The sequence below is a fragment of the Paracoccus alkanivorans genome (assembly GCF_003697785.1).
GTDB lineage: Bacteria > Pseudomonadota > Alphaproteobacteria > Rhodobacterales > Rhodobacteraceae > Paracoccus > Paracoccus alkanivorans.
The window spans coordinates 120861-138332 of the sequence record NZ_QOKZ01000003.1; the positions used below are offsets into that span (position 1 = coordinate 120861).

Below are 17472 nucleotides of genomic sequence, written 5' to 3' on the forward strand. Positions count from 1 at the left end.
CTCTTTCTCCCGACCAGATGACGTTGCGTTTCCTCTAGCGTGGCTTGGGGGCCGATGCAAATCCCCTTGAAGGCCCCGATAGCCGGTGGCGCGGCTCTTTGCCACCGGATCGACGGGTCCCGGGTTGACCCGCGAAACAGCGGTATCTCGGTTATCGGCTGAAAACGGCAGCGCTGCGGATCTTTACTCTTGAACCGCTTCGGGCTTCAGATTGACGTCTGCTTTTCCGGAAAGGGCTTAATTCCAGAAGGTTACGTGGTCTACCAGTCGGTCGAACATCTTCCCGGCCAGCACCGGCAAGTCCATGTGCAGCCAGAAGTAATCCAGAGCGAATATGCCGATAATCAGCACCGCGATCGTGATGGCAACCTGATTGTTCATGTCGGCCTCCGGCGGTGTTTATGGCGCGCCTTGCACGCAGCGGCAAGATAGTCCGCGATCACTCTGGCGAGACCGGACGGGGCGATGAAAAAAACGGTTCCGCCCAGTTTACTCGTCGTCCTTCGGCAGAATCAGCTTCAGTTCACCGTCCATCTGCAGTCTGCGGATCGTGGCAACGACCTCGTTTGCTGCCGCCTCCGCCTCCTCGGAACTGATCGTTCCCAGATCCGCTATCTCCTCGCGCAGGCCGTCCGCCATGCGCGAAGACAGGTTCGAAAGAATGAACTCGGCCGCGGCGGCCTCTTCCTCTGATTTCTGGGATAGTGCCTTCAGCATTGTGGCCTGATCCACCTCGCGGATGATGCGTGGGATGTCGCGCGGTTCGACCCGTTTCGGTATATGCGCAAAGATGAAAATCGCCCGCCGGACATCGACGGCGAATTCCGCATCCTCGTTATCCAGCATTTCGAGGATATCATCGCGCAATTCCGAACTCGCGAAGTTCAGCATGTCGCCCATGCGGTCACTGGCCGGCGTTTCCATCGCCGGGCGCGGCAGGGCGTCTGCCGCCTGCGCCAGAACCAGACCGATCCGGCGCAGCGCCTGCGGCGCGATATTCCGGGTCAACGACATCGACTGCGCGACCATCCGCGCCCGCTCACGCTCCAGCGCCGAGTAGGTCGCGGCAGCCTTCTCGACCGGCAATTGCGACAACATCACGGCCACCAGTTCGACCGCCTCGTTATCCGCGAGGGTCTGGATATCCTCTTGCGGCAGTTCGGTAATGCGCGGCCAGGGATCGCCGCGCCCCGACATCAGGACCAGCCGCCGCAGCCGATCGGTCGTATCGTCGGAAAGGCGGTCCGCCAGTATCGCCAGAGTGCCGTCCAGATCGCCGGGGAAGGTGACTCCCACGGCCTCCAGGCTGTCGCAGAACTCCGTGATCACATCATCCCGGGTTCTGCGGTCGATCAGCTCCATATTCGCCATTTCCTCGACCAGCAGGGTCTGTCGGTCGCTGTCGAATTCGTCCAGGCTTACCCCCGCATCGTCATCCAGCAGCAGACGAACGATAATCGCCGCCTTTTGCCGCGGACTCAGCCCGGTCTGCGTATTCATGCCCGCCCTCGTCAGCCGTTGATCACTTGCCGGGGACCAGTCTGGCATGGATTTCCTAACCCGAATTTACCGGCGACGGCTTTCAGGCCGGATTTTCGCCGAAAACCCGTGCAAAAATCGTATCGACATGCTTGGTGTGATAACCGAGATCGAATTTCTCCTCGATCTCCTCGCGCGTCAGGGCCGCGGTCACTTCCGCATCGGCCAGCAATTCCTCCTTGAAGTCCTTGCCTTGCTCCCAGACCTTCATGGCATTGCGCTGCACCAGCCGATAGGCATCCTCGCGCGACACCCCTGCCTGGGTCAGTGCCAGCAGGACCCGCTGGCTCATCACCAGGCCCTTGAACTTGTTCATATTGGCAAGCATGGTCTCGGGATAGACGACCAGCTTGTCGATCACCCCCGCCAGCCGGTTCAGCGCGAAATCCAGCGTGATCGTCGCATCAGGCGCAATGCCACGCTCGACCGAGGAATGGCTGATGTCGCGCTCATGCCACAGCGCCACATTCTCCATGGCCGGGATCACCGCCATGCGGACCAGCCGGGCCAATCCGGTCAGATTCTCGGTCAGCACCGGGTTGCGCTTGTGCGGCATCGCGGAAGACCCCTTCTGGCCGGGGCTGAAGAATTCCTCGGCTTCCAGCACCTCGGTGCGCTGCATGTGGCGGATCTCGATGGCGATGTTCTCCATCGAACTGGCGATCACCCCCAATGTCGCGAAGAACATCGCATGGCGGTCGCGCGGGATGACCTGCGTGCTGATCGGCTCGGGGCGCAGACCCAGCTGCGCACAGACATGCTCCTCGACGCGCGGATCGATATTGGCGAAGGTCCCGACCGCGCCCGAGATCGCGCCGGTGGCCACCCCTTCACGCGCCCGTTCAAGCCGTTCCCGCCCGCGCGCCATCTCGGCATAGAAGCGCGCGAAGGTCAGGCCCATCGTGGTCGGCTCGGCATGGATGCCGTGGCTGCGCCCGATGCGGACGGTGTCCTTGTGCTCCAGAGCGCGGCGCTTCAGCGCGGCCAGCAGCTTGTCCATATCGGCCAGCAGGATGTCGGCGGCGCGGACAAGCTGGACATTCAGCGTGGTGTCCAGAACATCGGACGAGGTCATGCCCTGATGAACGAAGCGGGCATCTTCGGATCCGATATGCTCGGCCAGATGGGTCAGGAAGGCGATCACGTCATGCTTGGTCACCGCCTCTATCTCGTCGATCCGGGCGGTATCGAACTCCACGTCCCTGGCACGCCAGACCGCTTCGGCATTCGCCTTGGGGATCACCCCCAGCTCGGCCTGTGCGTCGCAGGCATGGGCCTCGATCTCGTACCAGATGCGGAACTTGGTTTCCGGCGACCAGATCGCGGTCATTTCGGGGCGGGCATAGCGAGGGATCATGGCAGGCTCCTTGTCGTTGGCGCGGGCATAGCCTTCTGCTGCCGCCGGGGCAAGTTGCATGTCTTGGCATCTGCCGCCGGCAGCGGCGAATCCGAGGTTGAACAGCGCCGGGGGCTGGGCCAAGTTCCCTTGGTCGCCAAACCCCGCCAGCCAAGGAGATTCGCCATGCTGTCCCTTCCCTATCTCGCGCTGCTAATGGCGATCGCTCTCGAGGTGGTAGGGACTTCGCTACTGCAAAGTTCGGCCCAGTTTACCCGGATATGGCCGACAATCGGTATGGCATTATGCTATCTGCTCAGCTTTTATCTGCTGTCGATCAGCCTCAAGGTGCTGCCGCTCGGCATAGCCTATGCGGTGTGGAGCGCGGTGGGTATCGTGCTGGTTGCGCTGATCGGGCTGGTGATATTCGGACAACGGCTGGATTTGCCCGCGGTCATCGGACTGTCACTGATCGTCGCAGGCGTTCTGGTGGTCAACCTGTTTTCCAAGACGGTCGGGCATTAACGCTCGGTCAGTTTCAGCTCGATCCGGCGGTTCTGGGCACGCGCCTCGGGCGTATCCCCGTCATTGACCGGACGCGTATCGGAAAAGCCGGTCGCAGCCAGCCGGTCGGAGGGAAAACCCAGTTGGTCGATCATGTAGCGCACCACAGCCAGGGCACGGGCCTGGCTGAGTTCCCAGTTGTCCCGGTAACGGCCAGTTCCCGACAAGGGCGTGCTGTCGGTGTGACCGTCCACCCGGATGATCCAGTCGATTTCGGCCGGGATCTCGTCCGATATATCCGATAGCATCCGGGCCACTCCGGCAACCTGCTCGCGTCCCGCAGGGGAGAGGTTCGCCTCGCCCGGCGCAAACAAGACCTCCGACTGGAACACGAAACGGTCGCCGACGATCCGCACGCCCTCGCGCCCCGAGAGAATTTCCGACATCCGCCCAAAGAACTCCGACCGGTAGCGGGCGAGATCGCGGACCTCCTCCTCGGCCCGCTTGCGGGCGGCTTCCTCCAGTTCCAGACGCCTCTCCTTTTCCTCGGCCGCACGCAGGAGAGCAGCGTTAAGCTGTTGCCCCAGCTCGGCCACCCGCAATTCGGCCTGCTCCTGTTCGCCTCCGGCAGTATCCAGAAGCGCCTGCAACGAACCGAGTTCCGCGGTCAGCGACGCGACCTGCTCGTTCAGCAGCGCGAGTCGCCGCTGATCCTCGTTCGACATCTCCTCCTGTTTGGCCAGTTCCGCCCTCGCGGTTGCCAACAGGGCGGCTTGCCGTTCCGCCTCTGTCGCTTTCGCCTCGCCCTCCTTCGACAGCCGGTCGCGGGCAGCCTCGGCGGCGGCCAGCAGGGTCAGCGTCTCTTCAGCGCGCTTGCGGCTTTCCTCCAGCGACAGTGTCATAGCCGTCAATTCGCTATCGGCCTTTTCAAGCCGCTCGCGCAGGGCCTTTGCCGCCTCGGCCTCGGCCAGACGTGCCGCTTCGGTCTCGCTCAACTGCGACTCGACAGCGGTGAGCTCGGAGCGGAGGCGTGCTGTCCTCTCATCCGCGCCGGCGTTCCGGCTGCGCAGGTCTGCGATCAGTGCTTCGAGCGCCTCGCGGCGGGCAGCGGCCAGCCGGGCCTGTTCCGCCTGTGCATCGACCTCTTCGCGCGCAGCGGCCACTGCCAGTTCCGCCGCCGAGGCACGCTCGCGCTCTTTGGCCAGCTGATCCTGCAATGCCTCGGTCCGGGCCTGGCCCTTATTGCGCACCGCAATCAGCGCGGCCACCTCGGCCTCGAAATCCGTCAGCCGGGATTTCGCGTCCTTCAGTTCCGACCTGCTGCTTTCCAGTTGATTTGCAAGGCGCGTGATATGTGCGGCCCTGTCGCGTGCCTGCGCCTCGGCCTCGGCAAGGCGGCCTTCCAGGGTCTCTCTCGCGCTGGTCTGATCGGCCAGTTGCCGTTTCAGATCGGCCCCCCGTTCCTCGGAAGCCGTCAGAGCCTGACCGAGTGCGGATACCTGCTGGCCCAATTCGTTCAGCCGCCGCTCTTGCCGCGAGATCACCTGATCCTGCTCGACGATCCTGCTGCCCTGATCGGTGACCTGCTCGCGCAGAACCGACTGCACGATCACGAAGATCGTCAGGACGAACATCATCACCATCAGAAGCGCGGTCATGGCATCGACAAAACCCGGCCAGATCGTGGCCGAGAAGCGATTGGCCGAGGCGCGGTTCAGCGCCATTTCATTCGTCCCGCTGCTGCTGCGGGACAGATGGATCGGGCAGTTGATTATCAGGGAACCGATCACCGAAACGCGCCGCCCTGACCGCGCGGGTCAGCACAAGGAGATCCGAGCGCAGTTCCGCCACCCTGGCGTCGCGGCTCTCGTTCAACTGCCCGGCAAAACGCGACAGGGCCGAATCCAGACCATTCCCGCCCGCCGGTGGCTCTTGCTGTTGCATCAGCGCAATCAGCCGATCCTGTCCATCCGCCATCCTGTTCATCGCAGAGGTCAGCGCCGCCGCCTGCGCGATCGTCGCCTCGCCCGCCGCATCGTCCCGGCGAACCAGCGCCTCGACTGCCTCGACCATCGCCAGCACCCGCTCGTCGGCCATCGCCGCCGCCTCATCCCGCACCACGTCCCGCTCGGCGTGGAATTGCTGCAGCCAGTCGATCTGCGTGGCAATCTGGTCCAGCAGACCGGCTCCGGCTGATGACCCGGCTTCATCGCCATCCATCGTGAGGCTGATGCGGGTGAAGCCCGACATCCATTCTTCCAGCTCACGGTAGAAGCGGTTCTGGCCATGGGTGACGAACAGCTCCAGCAGCCCGACCACCAGTGACCCGGCAAGCCCCAACAGCGAGGATGAGAACGCCGTCGCCATCCCGCCAAGCTGCGCCTCGAGCCCGCTCATCAGCTTGTCGAAAACCTGCACCCCGGTCTCGCCCTCTTGCGGAGCCAGCGCCCGGATCGTCTCGATCACTGCGGGCACGGTCGTCGCGAGGCCGTAGAAGGTTCCAAGAAGACCAAGGAATATCAGCAGATTGGCAATATATTTCGTGATATCTCGGATCTCTTCGATCCGGGTCGCGACGGATTCGAGGATGGACCGGGCCGATCCAGTCGAGATCACTCCACCGGCCGGACCGCGCGCACCCAACAGCGACGCCAGAGGCGCTAGCAACCGGGGCGGCTGATCGCCGTCATCCGCGCCCCGCGCCGCAAGCCCTTTTTCCACGGCATTGCGGCGCCGGGCCGCGAAACGTTCTATCCAGTGAACCGAGCGGATCAGTTGCGCGACCTGCCAGAAGCAAGCCAGAACGCCAAGCGCGAATACCGCGAAGATCAGCCCGTTCAACCAGCGATTGGCCATGAAGATCGGCAGGATTCGTCCATATGCGAACCAGCCGCCGAGCAGGACCAGAACCAATACGGTCAGCATCAGCAGAATCTGCCTGACCGGCTGCGAGAAATGCGGATGCCCCGCCGAGCCGCCGCCACGCGAAGCCGTGACGCGCCGCGGAGGCGCCGTCAGTTTGGGCTTGGGTTCATGCGGCCCATGGCCGGTGGTCGGATCACTCAAGGTCAGCCTTTCCACTCAGTACGCAATCATTCGCGCGGAGTGTAGGGCGCAGCAGGTGGCTTGCCAAGCGACCCTATTGGGAAACCGTGCTTAAGCCTGATCCTTCATCAGACGCCGCACATCCTCGGAAAGGCGTTCCAGCATCCCGTCGTTCATGCCGATCTCGGCGAGGTGACGCACGGTATTGAACAGGTAATCCGCGTTCGGCCCGCGCCCACCATGCGCCCGGGCGATGATCATGGCCTGCTCATCGGCGCAAAGATTGCCGGCATATTGCCAGTGATCGCGCCGCATCACATAGGCGATCGCCTCGACCTGTCGCCCGTCTTCCAGCGCAACCGGCAATACGGCCTCACGATAGGCGCCGGTCACCATCTCGCGCCCGCGCAGGTATTCCATGACCCGGTCATGCTCATCCTCGGCGATCCGCAGGGCCAGCCCGCTGCACTCCGCCTCCGGCTCCCTGTCAAGGCCAAGCACCAGACCGGGTGCATCCTCGGTGCCGCGATAGGTAATCGACCGCAGGCAGAAGCTGCGGGAATAGCCTTTCAGCCGTGCCTTGGCCGTCTCGATGGGAGTAAAGCCGGGATCCCACATCAGTGAGCCATAGCCGAAAACCCAGAAAACCTTGTCCATGCCTGACATGCCTCTCTTCCGTCAGGAAACTAGGCGAGGACCTGCATGATGAAAAGCCCCGGGCTGCGCGAGCTACGGTCTGGCCCCCGGCGTGCGCCCGAAATCGGGCGCATCGGTGTCCTGCCCCGCCTCGATAATGCCGCGACGGATTGCGCGGGTACGGGAGAAATAGTCGAAAAGCTGCTCTCCGTCCCCCATGCGGATCGCACGTTGCAGCACGAAAAGCTCTTCGGTAAAGCGGCCAAGAATATCCAGCGTGGCTTCCTTGTTATGAAGGAACACGTCGCGCCACATGGTCGGGTCGCTGGCCGCGATGCGGGTGAAGTCGCGGAAGCCGGCGGCGGAATACTGAATCACCTCTTCGTCCGTCACCCGGCGAAGGTGATCGGCCACGCCGACCATGGTATAGGCGATCAGATGCGGTGCATGGCTGGTAACGGCCAGCACAAGGTCGTGATGGCCGGGTTCCATCCTGTCGGTCTTGGCCCCCATTGCGGCGATCAGGCCGGAGAGCCGGTCGACCGCCCCAGGATCGGTTCCGGGCAGCGGAGTCAGCAGCCACCAGCGATTGCGAAACAGGCTGGCAAAGCCCGCGCGCGGGCCGGAATGCTCGGTCCCGGCAAGCGGGTGCCCGGGAATGAAATGCACGCCGTCCGGGATATGCGGACCGACCGCGTCGATCACCGCCTGCTTGACCGATCCGACATCGGTGACCGTGGCTCCCGGCGCCAGATGCGGCGCGATTTCGGCGGCGACATCGCCCATCGCGCCCACCGGCACGGCAAGCACCACCAGATCGGCCCCCGCCACCGCCTCGGCGGCGCTGTCGCAGATGCGGTCGCACAGCCCGATCTCGCGCGCCGTGTCGCGGGTGGCCTCGCTGCGGGCATGGCCGGTGATCTCCCCGGCAAGGCCGGATTCGCGCATGGCATGGGCCATCGATCCGGCGATGAGCCCCAGTCCGATCAGCGCGACACGGTTGTAGATCAGGCTCATTCCTCGGTCCTTCTTTCCTGCATGAAGCGGCCAAGGCAATCGATCACCCGGCGACAGCCCGCCTCGTCGCCCACGGTGATCCGCAGGGCATCGGGCAAACCGTAGCCGCCCACTCGCCGCACGAGAATGCCATCCTCGCGCAAAGCGGCATCGGCGGCCTCCGCCTCTTCGGGGCTGGCAAAGCGCGCCAGCAGGAAATTCGCGAAGCTCTCGTCACAGCCGATCCCCATCTGCACAAGGGCGTTGCGCAGCCATTCGCGCCAACGGGCGTTCTCGGCCGCACAATGGGCAGTGAAACCTGTGTCACGGATCGCCGCCTCGGCCGCTGCAAGCTGTGCCGATGACAGGTTGAATGGCTGCCGGATCCGGTTCAGCACATCGATGACCGAGCGCTGAGCATAACCCCAACCGATCCGCAGCCCGCCCAAGCCGTGGATCTTGGAAAAAGTCCGCGTCATGATCACATTCGGATGCCGGTCGACCAGCGACACGCCGCCATCGAAACCGCCCGCGAACTCGGTATAGGCGCCATCATGCACAAGAATAACATGCCCGGGCAGGCCGTCTACCAGCCTCTGCAACTCCTCCTCGCCCAGCATCGTGCCGGTCGGATTGGCTGGGTTGGCGATGAATACGATCCGGGTTCGCCCCGTCACGGCCTGCAATATGGCATCCACATCGATGCGCCGTTCGGCCTCGGGCGCCGTGACCGGCTCCGCCCCGACCATCCGGGCAAGGATGGGATACATCGAAAAGCCATGCTCGGTGGTGATGATCTCGTCTCCCTGCCCCGCATAGGCATGGGTGACGAATTGCAACACCTCGTCCGAGCCGACCCCGCAGATGATACGCGCCGGATCCAGACCGTGCACCTCTCCGATCGCCTTGCGCAGGTCGGCATGGTCCGTCGAAGGATAGCGGTTCAGCCCGCCCGCAGCCGCCAGAAATGCCGCCTTCGCCGCCTCGCTACACCCTAACGGGTTCTCGTTCGATGACAGTTTCAGCACGTCGTCATGCCCGGCAAGCCTGCTTTCACCGCTGACATAAAGCGCAATATCCATGATGCCGGGTTTTGGCGTGATATCTGTCATGACCGTTTTCCTTTGCGCGCCCGGTTTAGAGACTTGGCCCGGTCAGGGAAAGGGCCGAATCACAGGGTTCCGCTATTGGCCGTGGCTGCGAAACCGCTGCCGCGCCCGGCCCCGACCTGCAGGGAACTTCATGAACATGCCACGAAACATACCCGCCCGGAATTGACGCCGTTCAGTCCCGCCAGAGCGGGATGCGCAGGCTGCAGAAATTGGCCACCGCCATTCCGGCCGACAGGGACCCGTCCCGCGGTCCCGAACCGAACTGGGACAATCCCGCCCCTTCGGCCTTTCGCGTGGGGTCAAGAGTGAAGACAATACCGTTGCCAGCCTCGCGCGGCTTGGATGTGGCGCGCCAGATACGGGTCTTGCCCGGCTGTTCCAGAACGCGCTGGACGAAATCACCCGCAGCGCACCAATAATCGGTGTCGTCCCGTCGCACCTCATGAAGAACTTCGATCTCGGTCGGGCTGACCTGCACCGCCGTCATGCCGTTCCGGGCCATGAAAGCAGCCGCCGGCATCGGCAACAACAGCGGGATCAGAAACAGCAGTCGCATCGCAAATTGCATTGGGGGCGTCAGGATTATTTCCAAGACTTCATCACCGATGATGCCTCACAAGTATTTCTGCGGCAATAACGAATGGCTTGGGTATCGTCGCAGCTACGCTGTGATGGCCCGCGACACCGAGTCGCCGTTAGGCATCACGGAAAGTCTCGGATCCGGCATCTCTTCGCAAAAATGGATTGCCAGCAGGACCAGCCAGGAGTTCATGTGAAAAGGGCCGCGCCATGGCGCGGCCCTTGAAAAATTCCGATGCGGCGAAGATCAGTTCTTCGCGTAGAATTCGACCACGAGGTTCGGCTCCATCTGCACCGCGTAGGGCACGTCGCCCAAGGTGGGGGTGCGGACGAAGGTCGCGGTCATCTTGTTGTGGTCGGCTTCCAGGTAATCCGGCACGTCACGCTCGGGCAGACCCACGGCTTCCAGCACAATGGCCAGTTGGCGCGAACGCTCACGGATCGAGATCACGTCACCTTCGCGGACACGATAGGACGGGATGTTGACGCGCTTGCCGTTCACCTCGACATGGCCGTGGTTCACGAACTGACGGGCAGCGAAGATGGTCGGCACGAATTTCGCGCGATAAACGACGGCGTCCAGTCGGCGCTCCAGCAGGCCGATCAGGTTCTCGCCGGTATCGCCGCGGACCCGCTCGGCCTCGGCATAGATACGGCGGAACTGCTTTTCGGTCAGGTCGCCGTAATAGCCCTTGAGCTTCTGCTTGGCGCGGAGCTGGGTGCCGAAATCGGACAGTTTGCCCTTGCGGCGCTGACCGTGCTGGCCCGGGCCGTATTCACGGCGGTTGACCGGGGACTTGGCGCGGCCCCAGATGTTTTCGCCCATGCGGCGGTCGATCTTGTACTTGGCAGCGGTGCGTTTGGTCATCGCTGATCTCCTTCAATATGGTTTCGAAGGGCGTTGTCCTTTGGCCGAAGCCCGACAGGCATCCCCTTGCGGGGGCCGCCAACACCAATGAAGTGCGCGCTTATAGTCCCGTTTCAGCCGGTGTCAAGCGCGCTGAGCCTGCAGGCGCGCCAATGCCTCGGACCAGCCGGGCAGCAGCGCCGGGTCAGGATCGAAACGCGCGGCGATCTCGGGCCGGGTCATCGCCTCGGCCCCAGCTCCGGTCGCCGCCATCAGCCCAAGCCGCGCGGCGCCGAAACCCGCCCCGGTCTCGGAGCCCGCCGGGCGCAACACCGGCACCCCGGTTGCCTGCGCCAGCATCGCCAACCACAGATCCGAGCGCGCGCCCCCGCCCATCGCGATCAGCGAATCCGCACCGCCCCCCGCCTCGCGCAAGGCGGCCATGTTCTCGGCCAGCGCGAGCGCCACGCCCTCCAGCACTGCCCGGGTCATCTGCGGTCGGGTGCTGCGCGCCGACATCCCGGTAAAGCCCGCCCGCTGCGCAGGATCGTTCAGCGGCGTCCGTTCGCCGGTCAGATAGGGCCAGAAGGCGATGCGCGCGGGCTGGCCGGGCTGCGGGTCCAGTTCCGCCAGCAGATCCGCGACGGGCTGACCGACGATCCCGGCCCACCATTCCAGGCAGGCGGCGGCGGACAGGATTACCCCCATCTGGTGCCATTGCCCCGGCAAGGCATGGCAGAAGGCGTGGATCGCGGTCTCGGGCGCGGGCAGGAAACGGTCGGTCGCCGCAAAGATCACCCCCGATGTGCCAAGCGAGACCAGCCCCGCGCCCGGCCCGGTGATCCCTGCGCCAATCGCCGTCGCAGCGTTGTCACCCGCCCCGCCCGCGACGGGAATACCGGCAGGCAGCCCCAACTCGCCGGCAATATCGGCGCGTAGCTGCCCCGCCACGGCGCTGCCCTCGGCCAGCGAGGGCATCATTCCGCGCTCCATCCCCGTCGCCGACAGCAACGCATCCGACCAGTCCCGCGCAGCCGGATCGAACCAGGCTGTGCCCGAGGCGTCGGACATGTCGCTAATGGCCTCGCCCGTCAGCCAGAGCCGCAGGTAATCCTTGGGCAACAGCACCCGGCGCACCTGTTCGAACAGGTGCGGTTCGTGCCGCTGCATCCAGACCAGCTTGGGCGCGGTAAACCCGGCAAAGACGAGATTCCCGGTCACATCGCGGAACCGTTGCTGCCCGTCCAGCTCCGTTGCCTCCTCCGAAGCACGGCCGTCATTCCAAAGGATGGCGGGACGCAGCACCCGGTCGCTTTCGTCCAGGCAGACCGCGCCGTGCATCTGCCCCGACAGCCCGATCCCCGCCACCCGGTCCAGAGGTTCCTTCAGATCGGCGATTGCCGCGCGGGTCGCATCGATCCAGTCCTGCGGCGCCTGTTCGGACCAGCCCGGCTGAGGTGTCGAGACCTTCAACCCGGCATGGCCGGTGCCGATCACTCGCTGCGCCTCGTCGATCAGCACGGTCTTCACGCCTGATGTACCGAGATCGATTCCCAGATACATTGCTCTACTCCCCTAGTTCGCCTGCGCCGTTTTGGCCGATTCGCGGCTATAGCGCCAGCCCGGAAGAGTGTGCCCGACCGGAATCCCTGTCGCCGCGTTCCAGCTTGAATGCAAGATCGCCTACAGCCTGCGCGTCAAACGGCGCGAATTGGCCTGGGTCCGCTTGCTATAGGGGTTCAGCGCCGCCGACATCACGTGATCGGGGCTTGCGCCACGGCTGGCAGCCCGCGCCATGGCGAACAGCGATTCGGACGCTGCGGCCTGTTTCTCGGCTACCATGCGAAAAGGCTCGCCAGGGGCCTGTGCCACCACTCCCAGCATTCCCGCGACCCGGATCCATATCACAACCTGTGAATCCATAGCGAGATGCATCATCTGCTCCCATAACCGAAAAGGTCCCTCCGTCCTCCCATTCGTGTTCTTTTTCCGAGACATGCAGGATTCCTTTCGCCGCCATCCGCGACATATCGGGACATCGTGAGTTAATTGAACATGTGAAACAAGTATCTTGTTCCCATAAATTTCCGACAAGCCGCGACAAATATGCCAAGCCCGCTTGGCAATACGGCCGCGCAATGTATAGAGGCGGGTCATGACTGACAGCATCACACTCCGCCGCCCCGATGATTGGCACCTGCATCTGCGCGATGGCGCGATGCTGGCCGCCGTGACCCCATATTCCGCGAGTTTCGGCCGCGCGATCATCATGCCCAACCTGATCCCTCCGGTCGTCACCGGCGACCAAGCGGCAGCCTATCGCGACCGGATCCTGGCGGCCCTGCCCGGGGGTGCGGCATTACAGCCGCAGATGACGCTGTATCTGACCGACACGACCGATCCGGTGGATGTGGTGGCCTCGCATCGCGACGGCATCATCCGCGCGGTCAAGCTGTATCCCGCCGGGGCGACCACGAATTCCGCCAGCGGCGTGACGGATTTCGACCGTGTCCGCCCGGTGCTGGAGGCGATGGCCGAGGCGGGTATCCCACTTTGCGTGCATGGCGAAGTGACCGATCCGGAGGTGGATATCTTCGACCGTGAGGCAGTCTTCATCGACCGCGTTCTGGACCCGATCCGCCGCAAGACCCCCGGCCTTCGCGTGGTGATGGAGCATATCACCACGTCTGACGGCGTGGACTACGCACGCTCGGGAGGCGATGACCTGGGCGCGACGATCACGACCCATCACCTGGTGATCAACCGCAACCATATCCTCGCCGGCGGTATCCGGCCGCATTACTACTGCCTGCCGGTGGCCAAGCGCGAAACCCACCGCATCGCCCTGCGCAAGGCCGCCACCAGTGGCGAGGGACGGTTCTTCCTGGGCACCGACAGCGCGCCGCATCCCGACCGCGCCAAGCTGCAGCCTTGCGGCTGCGCGGGCTGTTTCACGGCGCCTAACACCATGTCGATCCTCGCTCATATCTTCGAGGAGGACGGCGCGCTGGACCGGCTGGAGGCATTTGCCAGCCTCAACGGCGCAACATTCTACGGCCTGCCCCCGAACCAGGACCGCATCCGCCTGACCCGCCGCGACACCGCCGCTGCCTATCCGGCGACCATTCAGGCGGGGGACGAGACCGTCACCGTCTTCGATCCCGGCTTCCCCCTTTACTGGCATCTGGAGGACGCATGAGCCTGCCCTACCCCACGCGCGAGGAGATCGCCCGCCTCTCGGCCCACATGCTGCTGGAGATCAAGGCGGTGGATTTCAACGCCGAGCAGCCCTTCACCTATGCCTCCGGCCTCAAGGGGCCGACATATGTCGATTGCCGCAGGATCATCAGCTTTCCGCGCGTGCGCCAGACCCTGCTGGATTTCCTGGCCGCAACTGTCATGCGAGACGCGGGCTTCGAGGCTTTCGACAATGTCGCGGGCGGCGAGACGGCGGGCATCCCCTTTGCCGCCATGGTCGCGGAGCGGCTTGGCCTGCCGATGACCTATGTGCGCAAGAAGCCCAAGGGATACGGCCGCAACGCCCGGATCGAGGGCGTGATGACCGAGGGCCAGCGCGTGCTGCTGGTCGAGGATCTGACCACCGACGGCGGCAGCAAGCTGTCCTTCGTCGATGCCATCCGCGACACCGGGGCAAGCTGCGCCCACACGGCGGTGATCTTCTATTACGGGATCTTCCCCGAGACCACGCAGCGGCTGGCCGATCACGGCGTCAGCCTGCATCACCTGTGCACATGGTGGGACGTGCTTGCCGAGGCACGGGAAAGCGAGGCTTTCGATACCGCCACGCTGAACGAGGTCCAGACCTTCCTGACCAACCCGCGGGAGTGGCAGGCGGCGAATAGCTGACGCGGAGGTTATCCACAGCTTATCCCCCGAACCGCCCACCGGATTCCGCCGTCACGGGATTTCCTGTGACCATAACTTGCGGTATCATCGCGCGAATAACCATAATATTGGGGGCGAGAGGCGGATGAGCAGCTTGCACGCGATCATTCCGGGACAGGATTCGGACGAGCCGGGGACGCAGGCGGTCCCGTTTTCGCTGGAGGCCGAACAGCAGCTTCTGGGGGCATTGCTGACCAATAACGACGTGTTCGACCGTATCAGCCAGACCATCAGGCCCGAGCATTTCTATCACCCCGTTCATGCCCGCATCTTCGAAATCTGCGCCGAGCGGATTCGCAAGAACGCATTGGCCAGCCCGGTCACCATCAAGGCCTTCATGGAACATGACGAGGGCCTCAAGGAACTGGGCGGCGCGCCGTATCTGGCGCGTCTGGCCGGGGCGGCGATCTCGGCCTATGCCGCACGCGACTATGCACAGATGATCCGCGAATTCGCCTTGCGCCGCGAATTGATCACGCTCGGACAGGACATCTCGGCCCGCGCCTCGACGGTCGAGGTCGATGACGATGCCGAGGAACAGATCAAGGCCGCCGAGCAGACGCTTTACAAGCTGGGCGAACAGGGCGTGGCCGAGCGCGGCTTCCAGAGCTTTCTCAAGGCGGTGACTGGCGCGGTCCAGACCGCGAACGCGGCCTATCAGCGTGACGGCAAGCTGTCGGGGATCTCGACCGGGCTGGTCGATCTGGACGGCAAGATGGGCGGGCTGAACAATTCCGACCTGATCATCCTGGCGGGGCGTCCTTCGATGGGGAAAACCTCGCTGGCGACGAATATCGCCTTCAACATCGCCAAGTCCCACAAGCTGGGCGAACGGGCCGACGGCACCCATGGCACGGTCGAGGGCGGCGTGGTCGGTTTCTTCAGCCTCGAGATGTCGGCCGAACAGCTCGCCGCACGAATCCTGTCCGAGGCGGCGGAAGTTCCCAGTGAGCGCATCCGCAGCGGCAATATGGACGAAGCCGAGTTTCGCCGTTTCGTCGAGGCCGCGCATGCGCTGCAGAACTGCCCGCTTTACATCGACGACACCCCGGCGCTACCCATCAACCAGTTGGCCGCCCGCGCCCGCAAGCTCAAGCGAACGCATGGGCTGGATGTGCTGATGGTGGACTACCTGCAACTGCTGCGTCCGGCCACGGCCAAGGACAGCCGCGTGAACGAGGTCTCCGAGATCACCCAGGGCCTCAAGGCCGTCGCCAAGGAACTGAATATCCCGGTCATCGCCCTGTCGCAGCTGTCCCGGCAGGTCGAAAGCCGCGAGGACAAGCGCCCGCAGCTTTCCGACTTGCGCGAATCGGGAAGTATCGAGCAGGACGCCGATATCGTGATGTTCGTCTTCCGCGAGGAATATTACCGCGAACGCGAAAAGCCCTCGGACAGCGATCTGGACGCGATGGCCAAGTGGCAGCAGATCATGGAAAACGTGCATGGCAAGGCCGAGGTGATCCTTGGCAAGCAACGCCACGGCCCGATCGGCACGGTAGAGTTGTCCTTCGAGGGACAGTTCACCCGTTTCGGCAACCTGGCCAGGGACCGGCAAAGCACATGGGATTGAACCTGCCGGGCGCCGCCCGGGCAAAAGCCTCGAAACATCGCCCATGACCATTGCCAGAACACCTCCGCATCCTGCCACACTGGTTGCATTGTCCGGAGTCTCGGCACTTTCGATGAACGTGTTCCTGCCCTCGCTTCCCGGCATGGCGCGGGATTTCGAGGTCGATTACGCGGTGATGCAGCTTTCGGTCTCGGCCTATATCGGGGCCAGCGCGGTGCTTCAGCTTCTGGGTGGACCGATCAGCGACCGGATGGGGCGGCGGCCGGTGGTGCTCGCCGCATTGGCTGTTTTCATCCTGGCCACGATCGGAACGCTCATCGCCCCGAATGCGGGCGCCTTCCTGATCTTCCGGCTGATCCAGGCGGTCGTGGCCGTCTGCATGCTGGTGCCTCGCGCAGTGGTCCGCGACATGTATGACGGCGCGCAGGCGGCCTCGATGATCGGTTATGTCACCATGGGAATGGCCGTCGTCCCGATGATTGCCCCAATCATCGGCGGCCTGCTGGACGAGGCCTATGGCTGGCGGGCGAATTTCGCCATGATGGGACTGCTGGGCCTGGCCGTCGGCATCGCCGCGTGGCGCGACCTGGGCGAGACCGTGCGCGACGGCGGCCTGCCGTTGCGGCAGCAGGTCAAGAACTATCCGATCCTTGCGCGATCCGTCCGGTTCTGGGGTTACTGCCTCGCCGCGACCCTTTCTTCCGGCTGTTTCTTTGCCTATCTGGGCGGTGCGCCCTTCGTCGGCGAGCATGTCTTCGGCCTTACCCCCGCCGAGGTCGGTTATTTCTTTGCCGCTCCATCACTCGGCTACCTGGCAGGCAACTTCCTTTCAGGCCGCTTCACGGCAAGATTCGGGCTGAACCGGATGATCCTGACCGGGTGCTGCATCTGTTTCGCCTCGCTCGCTTTTTCGCTGGCGGTTCTTCTGTCCGGGATCGTGGATCCTTTCATATTCTTTGGTGCCATCGCCGGCATGGGGCTGGGCAATGGTCTGGTCATGCCGAATGCCAATGCCGGGATGATGAGCGTCCGGCCAGAGCTTGCCGGCACTGCCAGCGGGCTGGGCGGCGCATTGGCAATCGCCGGAGGTGCGCTGTTGTCGGCGCTGGCGGGGGCGCTTCTGCAACCCGGATCGGGGGCCACTCCGCTGCTCGTTATCATGAACCTGTCGGCCGCCGGGGCACTGGTCGCGATCCTGTGGGTGCTGAGGCGCGAGGCTCAACTGGCCAGGACGACTCAGATAAAGTCCTGTTGAGGTTTTCTTAACTTTCCTGATGCAAAAGCCGCGGCATGTCGCTTGTTTCACCCTTCCGGCCTCGGATCTATGGTTCTCAATGATCGCCGCCCTTGCCCTGCCCCTTGCACCAAATGCTTTGCAAAGGCTAGAGCCTGTTTTGCA

General features: G+C 63.9%; 18 protein-coding genes. 6 read left to right on the plus strand and 12 right to left on the minus strand.

Going from position 1 to position 17472, the window contains the following annotated elements; translation table 11 throughout:
• Positions 1-237: 237 nt before the first annotated feature.
• From C9E81_RS22875 to purB, 3 genes are all read right to left on the minus strand, one after another.
• On the minus strand, positions 238-381 hold the full coding sequence (locus tag C9E81_RS22875) for a hypothetical protein (protein ID WP_166461861.1): 144 nt from the start codon (positions 379-381) through the stop codon (positions 238-240).
• Positions 382-489: 108 nt separating this feature from the next.
• Positions 490-1500, minus strand: coding sequence for a FliG C-terminal domain-containing protein (locus C9E81_RS08760; protein WP_166461862.1), 1011 nt, complete (start codon positions 1498-1500; stop codon positions 490-492).
• Between the two features lie 82 nt (positions 1501-1582).
• Complete coding sequence (purB, locus tag C9E81_RS08765) at positions 1583-2896, minus strand: adenylosuccinate lyase (protein ID WP_122112394.1); 1314 nt, start codon at positions 2894-2896, stop codon at positions 1583-1585.
• A 165-nt stretch (positions 2897-3061) separates the two neighbouring features.
• Between purB and C9E81_RS08770 the strand changes: the two genes are divergently transcribed.
• Complete coding sequence (locus C9E81_RS08770; RefSeq protein WP_122111956.1) at positions 3062-3400, plus strand: SMR family transporter; 339 nt, start codon at positions 3062-3064, stop codon at positions 3398-3400.
• On the opposite strand, the gene C9E81_RS08775 is transcribed toward C9E81_RS08770, so the two are convergent.
• The 6 genes from C9E81_RS08775 to C9E81_RS08800 form a co-directional block, all read right to left on the minus strand.
• Positions 3397-5103 (minus strand): peptidoglycan -binding protein, encoded by a 1707-nt coding sequence (locus tag C9E81_RS08775; RefSeq protein WP_122111957.1) that lies wholly within the window; start codon positions 5101-5103, stop codon positions 3397-3399. The two genes, C9E81_RS08770 and C9E81_RS08775, sit on opposite strands and share 4 nt — an antisense overlap.
• A 1-nt stretch (position 5104) precedes the next feature.
• Positions 5105-6445: a hypothetical protein gene (locus C9E81_RS08780; RefSeq protein ID WP_341802631.1), complete on the minus strand. Its 1341-nt coding sequence runs from the start codon at positions 6443-6445 to the stop codon at positions 5105-5107.
• A 90-nt stretch (positions 6446-6535) separates the two neighbouring features.
• On the minus strand, positions 6536-7090 hold the full coding sequence (locus C9E81_RS08785; protein WP_341802632.1) for a gamma-glutamylcyclotransferase: 555 nt from the start codon (positions 7088-7090) through the stop codon (positions 6536-6538).
• 63 nt (positions 7091-7153) lie between these two features.
• The gene (locus tag C9E81_RS08790; RefSeq protein ID WP_122111958.1) at positions 7154-8077 is read right to left on the minus strand and encodes a prephenate/arogenate dehydrogenase family protein; all 924 of its coding nucleotides are present in this window, start codon (positions 8075-8077) and stop codon (positions 7154-7156) included.
• Complete coding sequence (hisC, locus tag C9E81_RS08795) at positions 8074-9168, minus strand: histidinol-phosphate transaminase (protein ID WP_122111959.1); 1095 nt, start codon at positions 9166-9168, stop codon at positions 8074-8076. The genes C9E81_RS08790 and hisC overlap by 4 nt, the downstream gene beginning before the upstream one ends.
• A gap of 172 nt (positions 9169-9340) precedes the next feature.
• On the minus strand, positions 9341-9670 hold the full coding sequence (locus C9E81_RS08800; RefSeq protein ID WP_166461863.1) for a hypothetical protein: 330 nt from the start codon (positions 9668-9670) through the stop codon (positions 9341-9343).
• Here C9E81_RS08800 and C9E81_RS22880 point away from each other — a divergent pair.
• Positions 9669-9944, plus strand: coding sequence for a hypothetical protein (locus C9E81_RS22880; RefSeq protein ID WP_166461864.1), 276 nt, complete (start codon positions 9669-9671; stop codon positions 9942-9944). The two genes, C9E81_RS08800 and C9E81_RS22880, sit on opposite strands and share 2 nt — an antisense overlap.
• Before the next feature lie 50 nt (positions 9945-9994).
• Here C9E81_RS22880 and rpsD read toward each other — a convergent pair whose 3' ends face one another.
• From rpsD to C9E81_RS08815, 3 genes are all read right to left on the minus strand, one after another.
• Positions 9995-10615, minus strand: coding sequence for a 30S ribosomal protein S4 (rpsD, locus tag C9E81_RS08805; RefSeq protein ID WP_122111961.1), 621 nt, complete (start codon positions 10613-10615; stop codon positions 9995-9997).
• Between the two features lie 123 nt (positions 10616-10738).
• On the minus strand, positions 10739-12157 hold the full coding sequence (gene xylB / locus C9E81_RS08810) for a xylulokinase (RefSeq protein WP_122111962.1): 1419 nt from the start codon (positions 12155-12157) through the stop codon (positions 10739-10741).
• Between the two features lie 120 nt (positions 12158-12277).
• On the minus strand, positions 12278-12517 hold the full coding sequence (locus C9E81_RS08815; protein ID WP_243698582.1) for an antibiotic ABC transporter: 240 nt from the start codon (positions 12515-12517) through the stop codon (positions 12278-12280).
• Between the two features lie 232 nt (positions 12518-12749).
• Between C9E81_RS08815 and pyrC the strand changes: the two genes are divergently transcribed.
• The 4 genes from pyrC to C9E81_RS08835 all read left to right on the plus strand — a co-directional run bounded on the left by pyrC (position 12750) and on the right by C9E81_RS08835 (position 17328).
• Positions 12750-13793 carry a dihydroorotase gene (gene pyrC, locus C9E81_RS08820; protein ID WP_122111964.1) on the plus strand — a complete coding sequence of 348 codons (1044 nt, stop codon included), beginning with the start codon at positions 12750-12752 and terminating at the stop codon, positions 13791-13793.
• Positions 13790-14461 carry an orotate phosphoribosyltransferase gene (locus C9E81_RS08825; RefSeq protein ID WP_122111965.1) on the plus strand — a complete coding sequence of 224 codons (672 nt, stop codon included), beginning with the start codon at positions 13790-13792 and terminating at the stop codon, positions 14459-14461. The genes pyrC and C9E81_RS08825 overlap by 4 nt, the downstream gene beginning before the upstream one ends.
• Positions 14462-14585: 124 nt before the next feature.
• The gene (locus C9E81_RS08830) at positions 14586-16073 is read left to right on the plus strand and encodes a replicative DNA helicase (RefSeq protein ID WP_122111966.1); all 1488 of its coding nucleotides are present in this window, start codon (positions 14586-14588) and stop codon (positions 16071-16073) included.
• A 43-nt stretch (positions 16074-16116) separates the two neighbouring features.
• On the plus strand, positions 16117-17328 hold the full coding sequence (locus tag C9E81_RS08835) for a multidrug effflux MFS transporter (RefSeq protein ID WP_122111967.1): 1212 nt from the start codon (positions 16117-16119) through the stop codon (positions 17326-17328).
• The last annotated feature ends 144 nt before the right edge of the window (positions 17329-17472 follow it).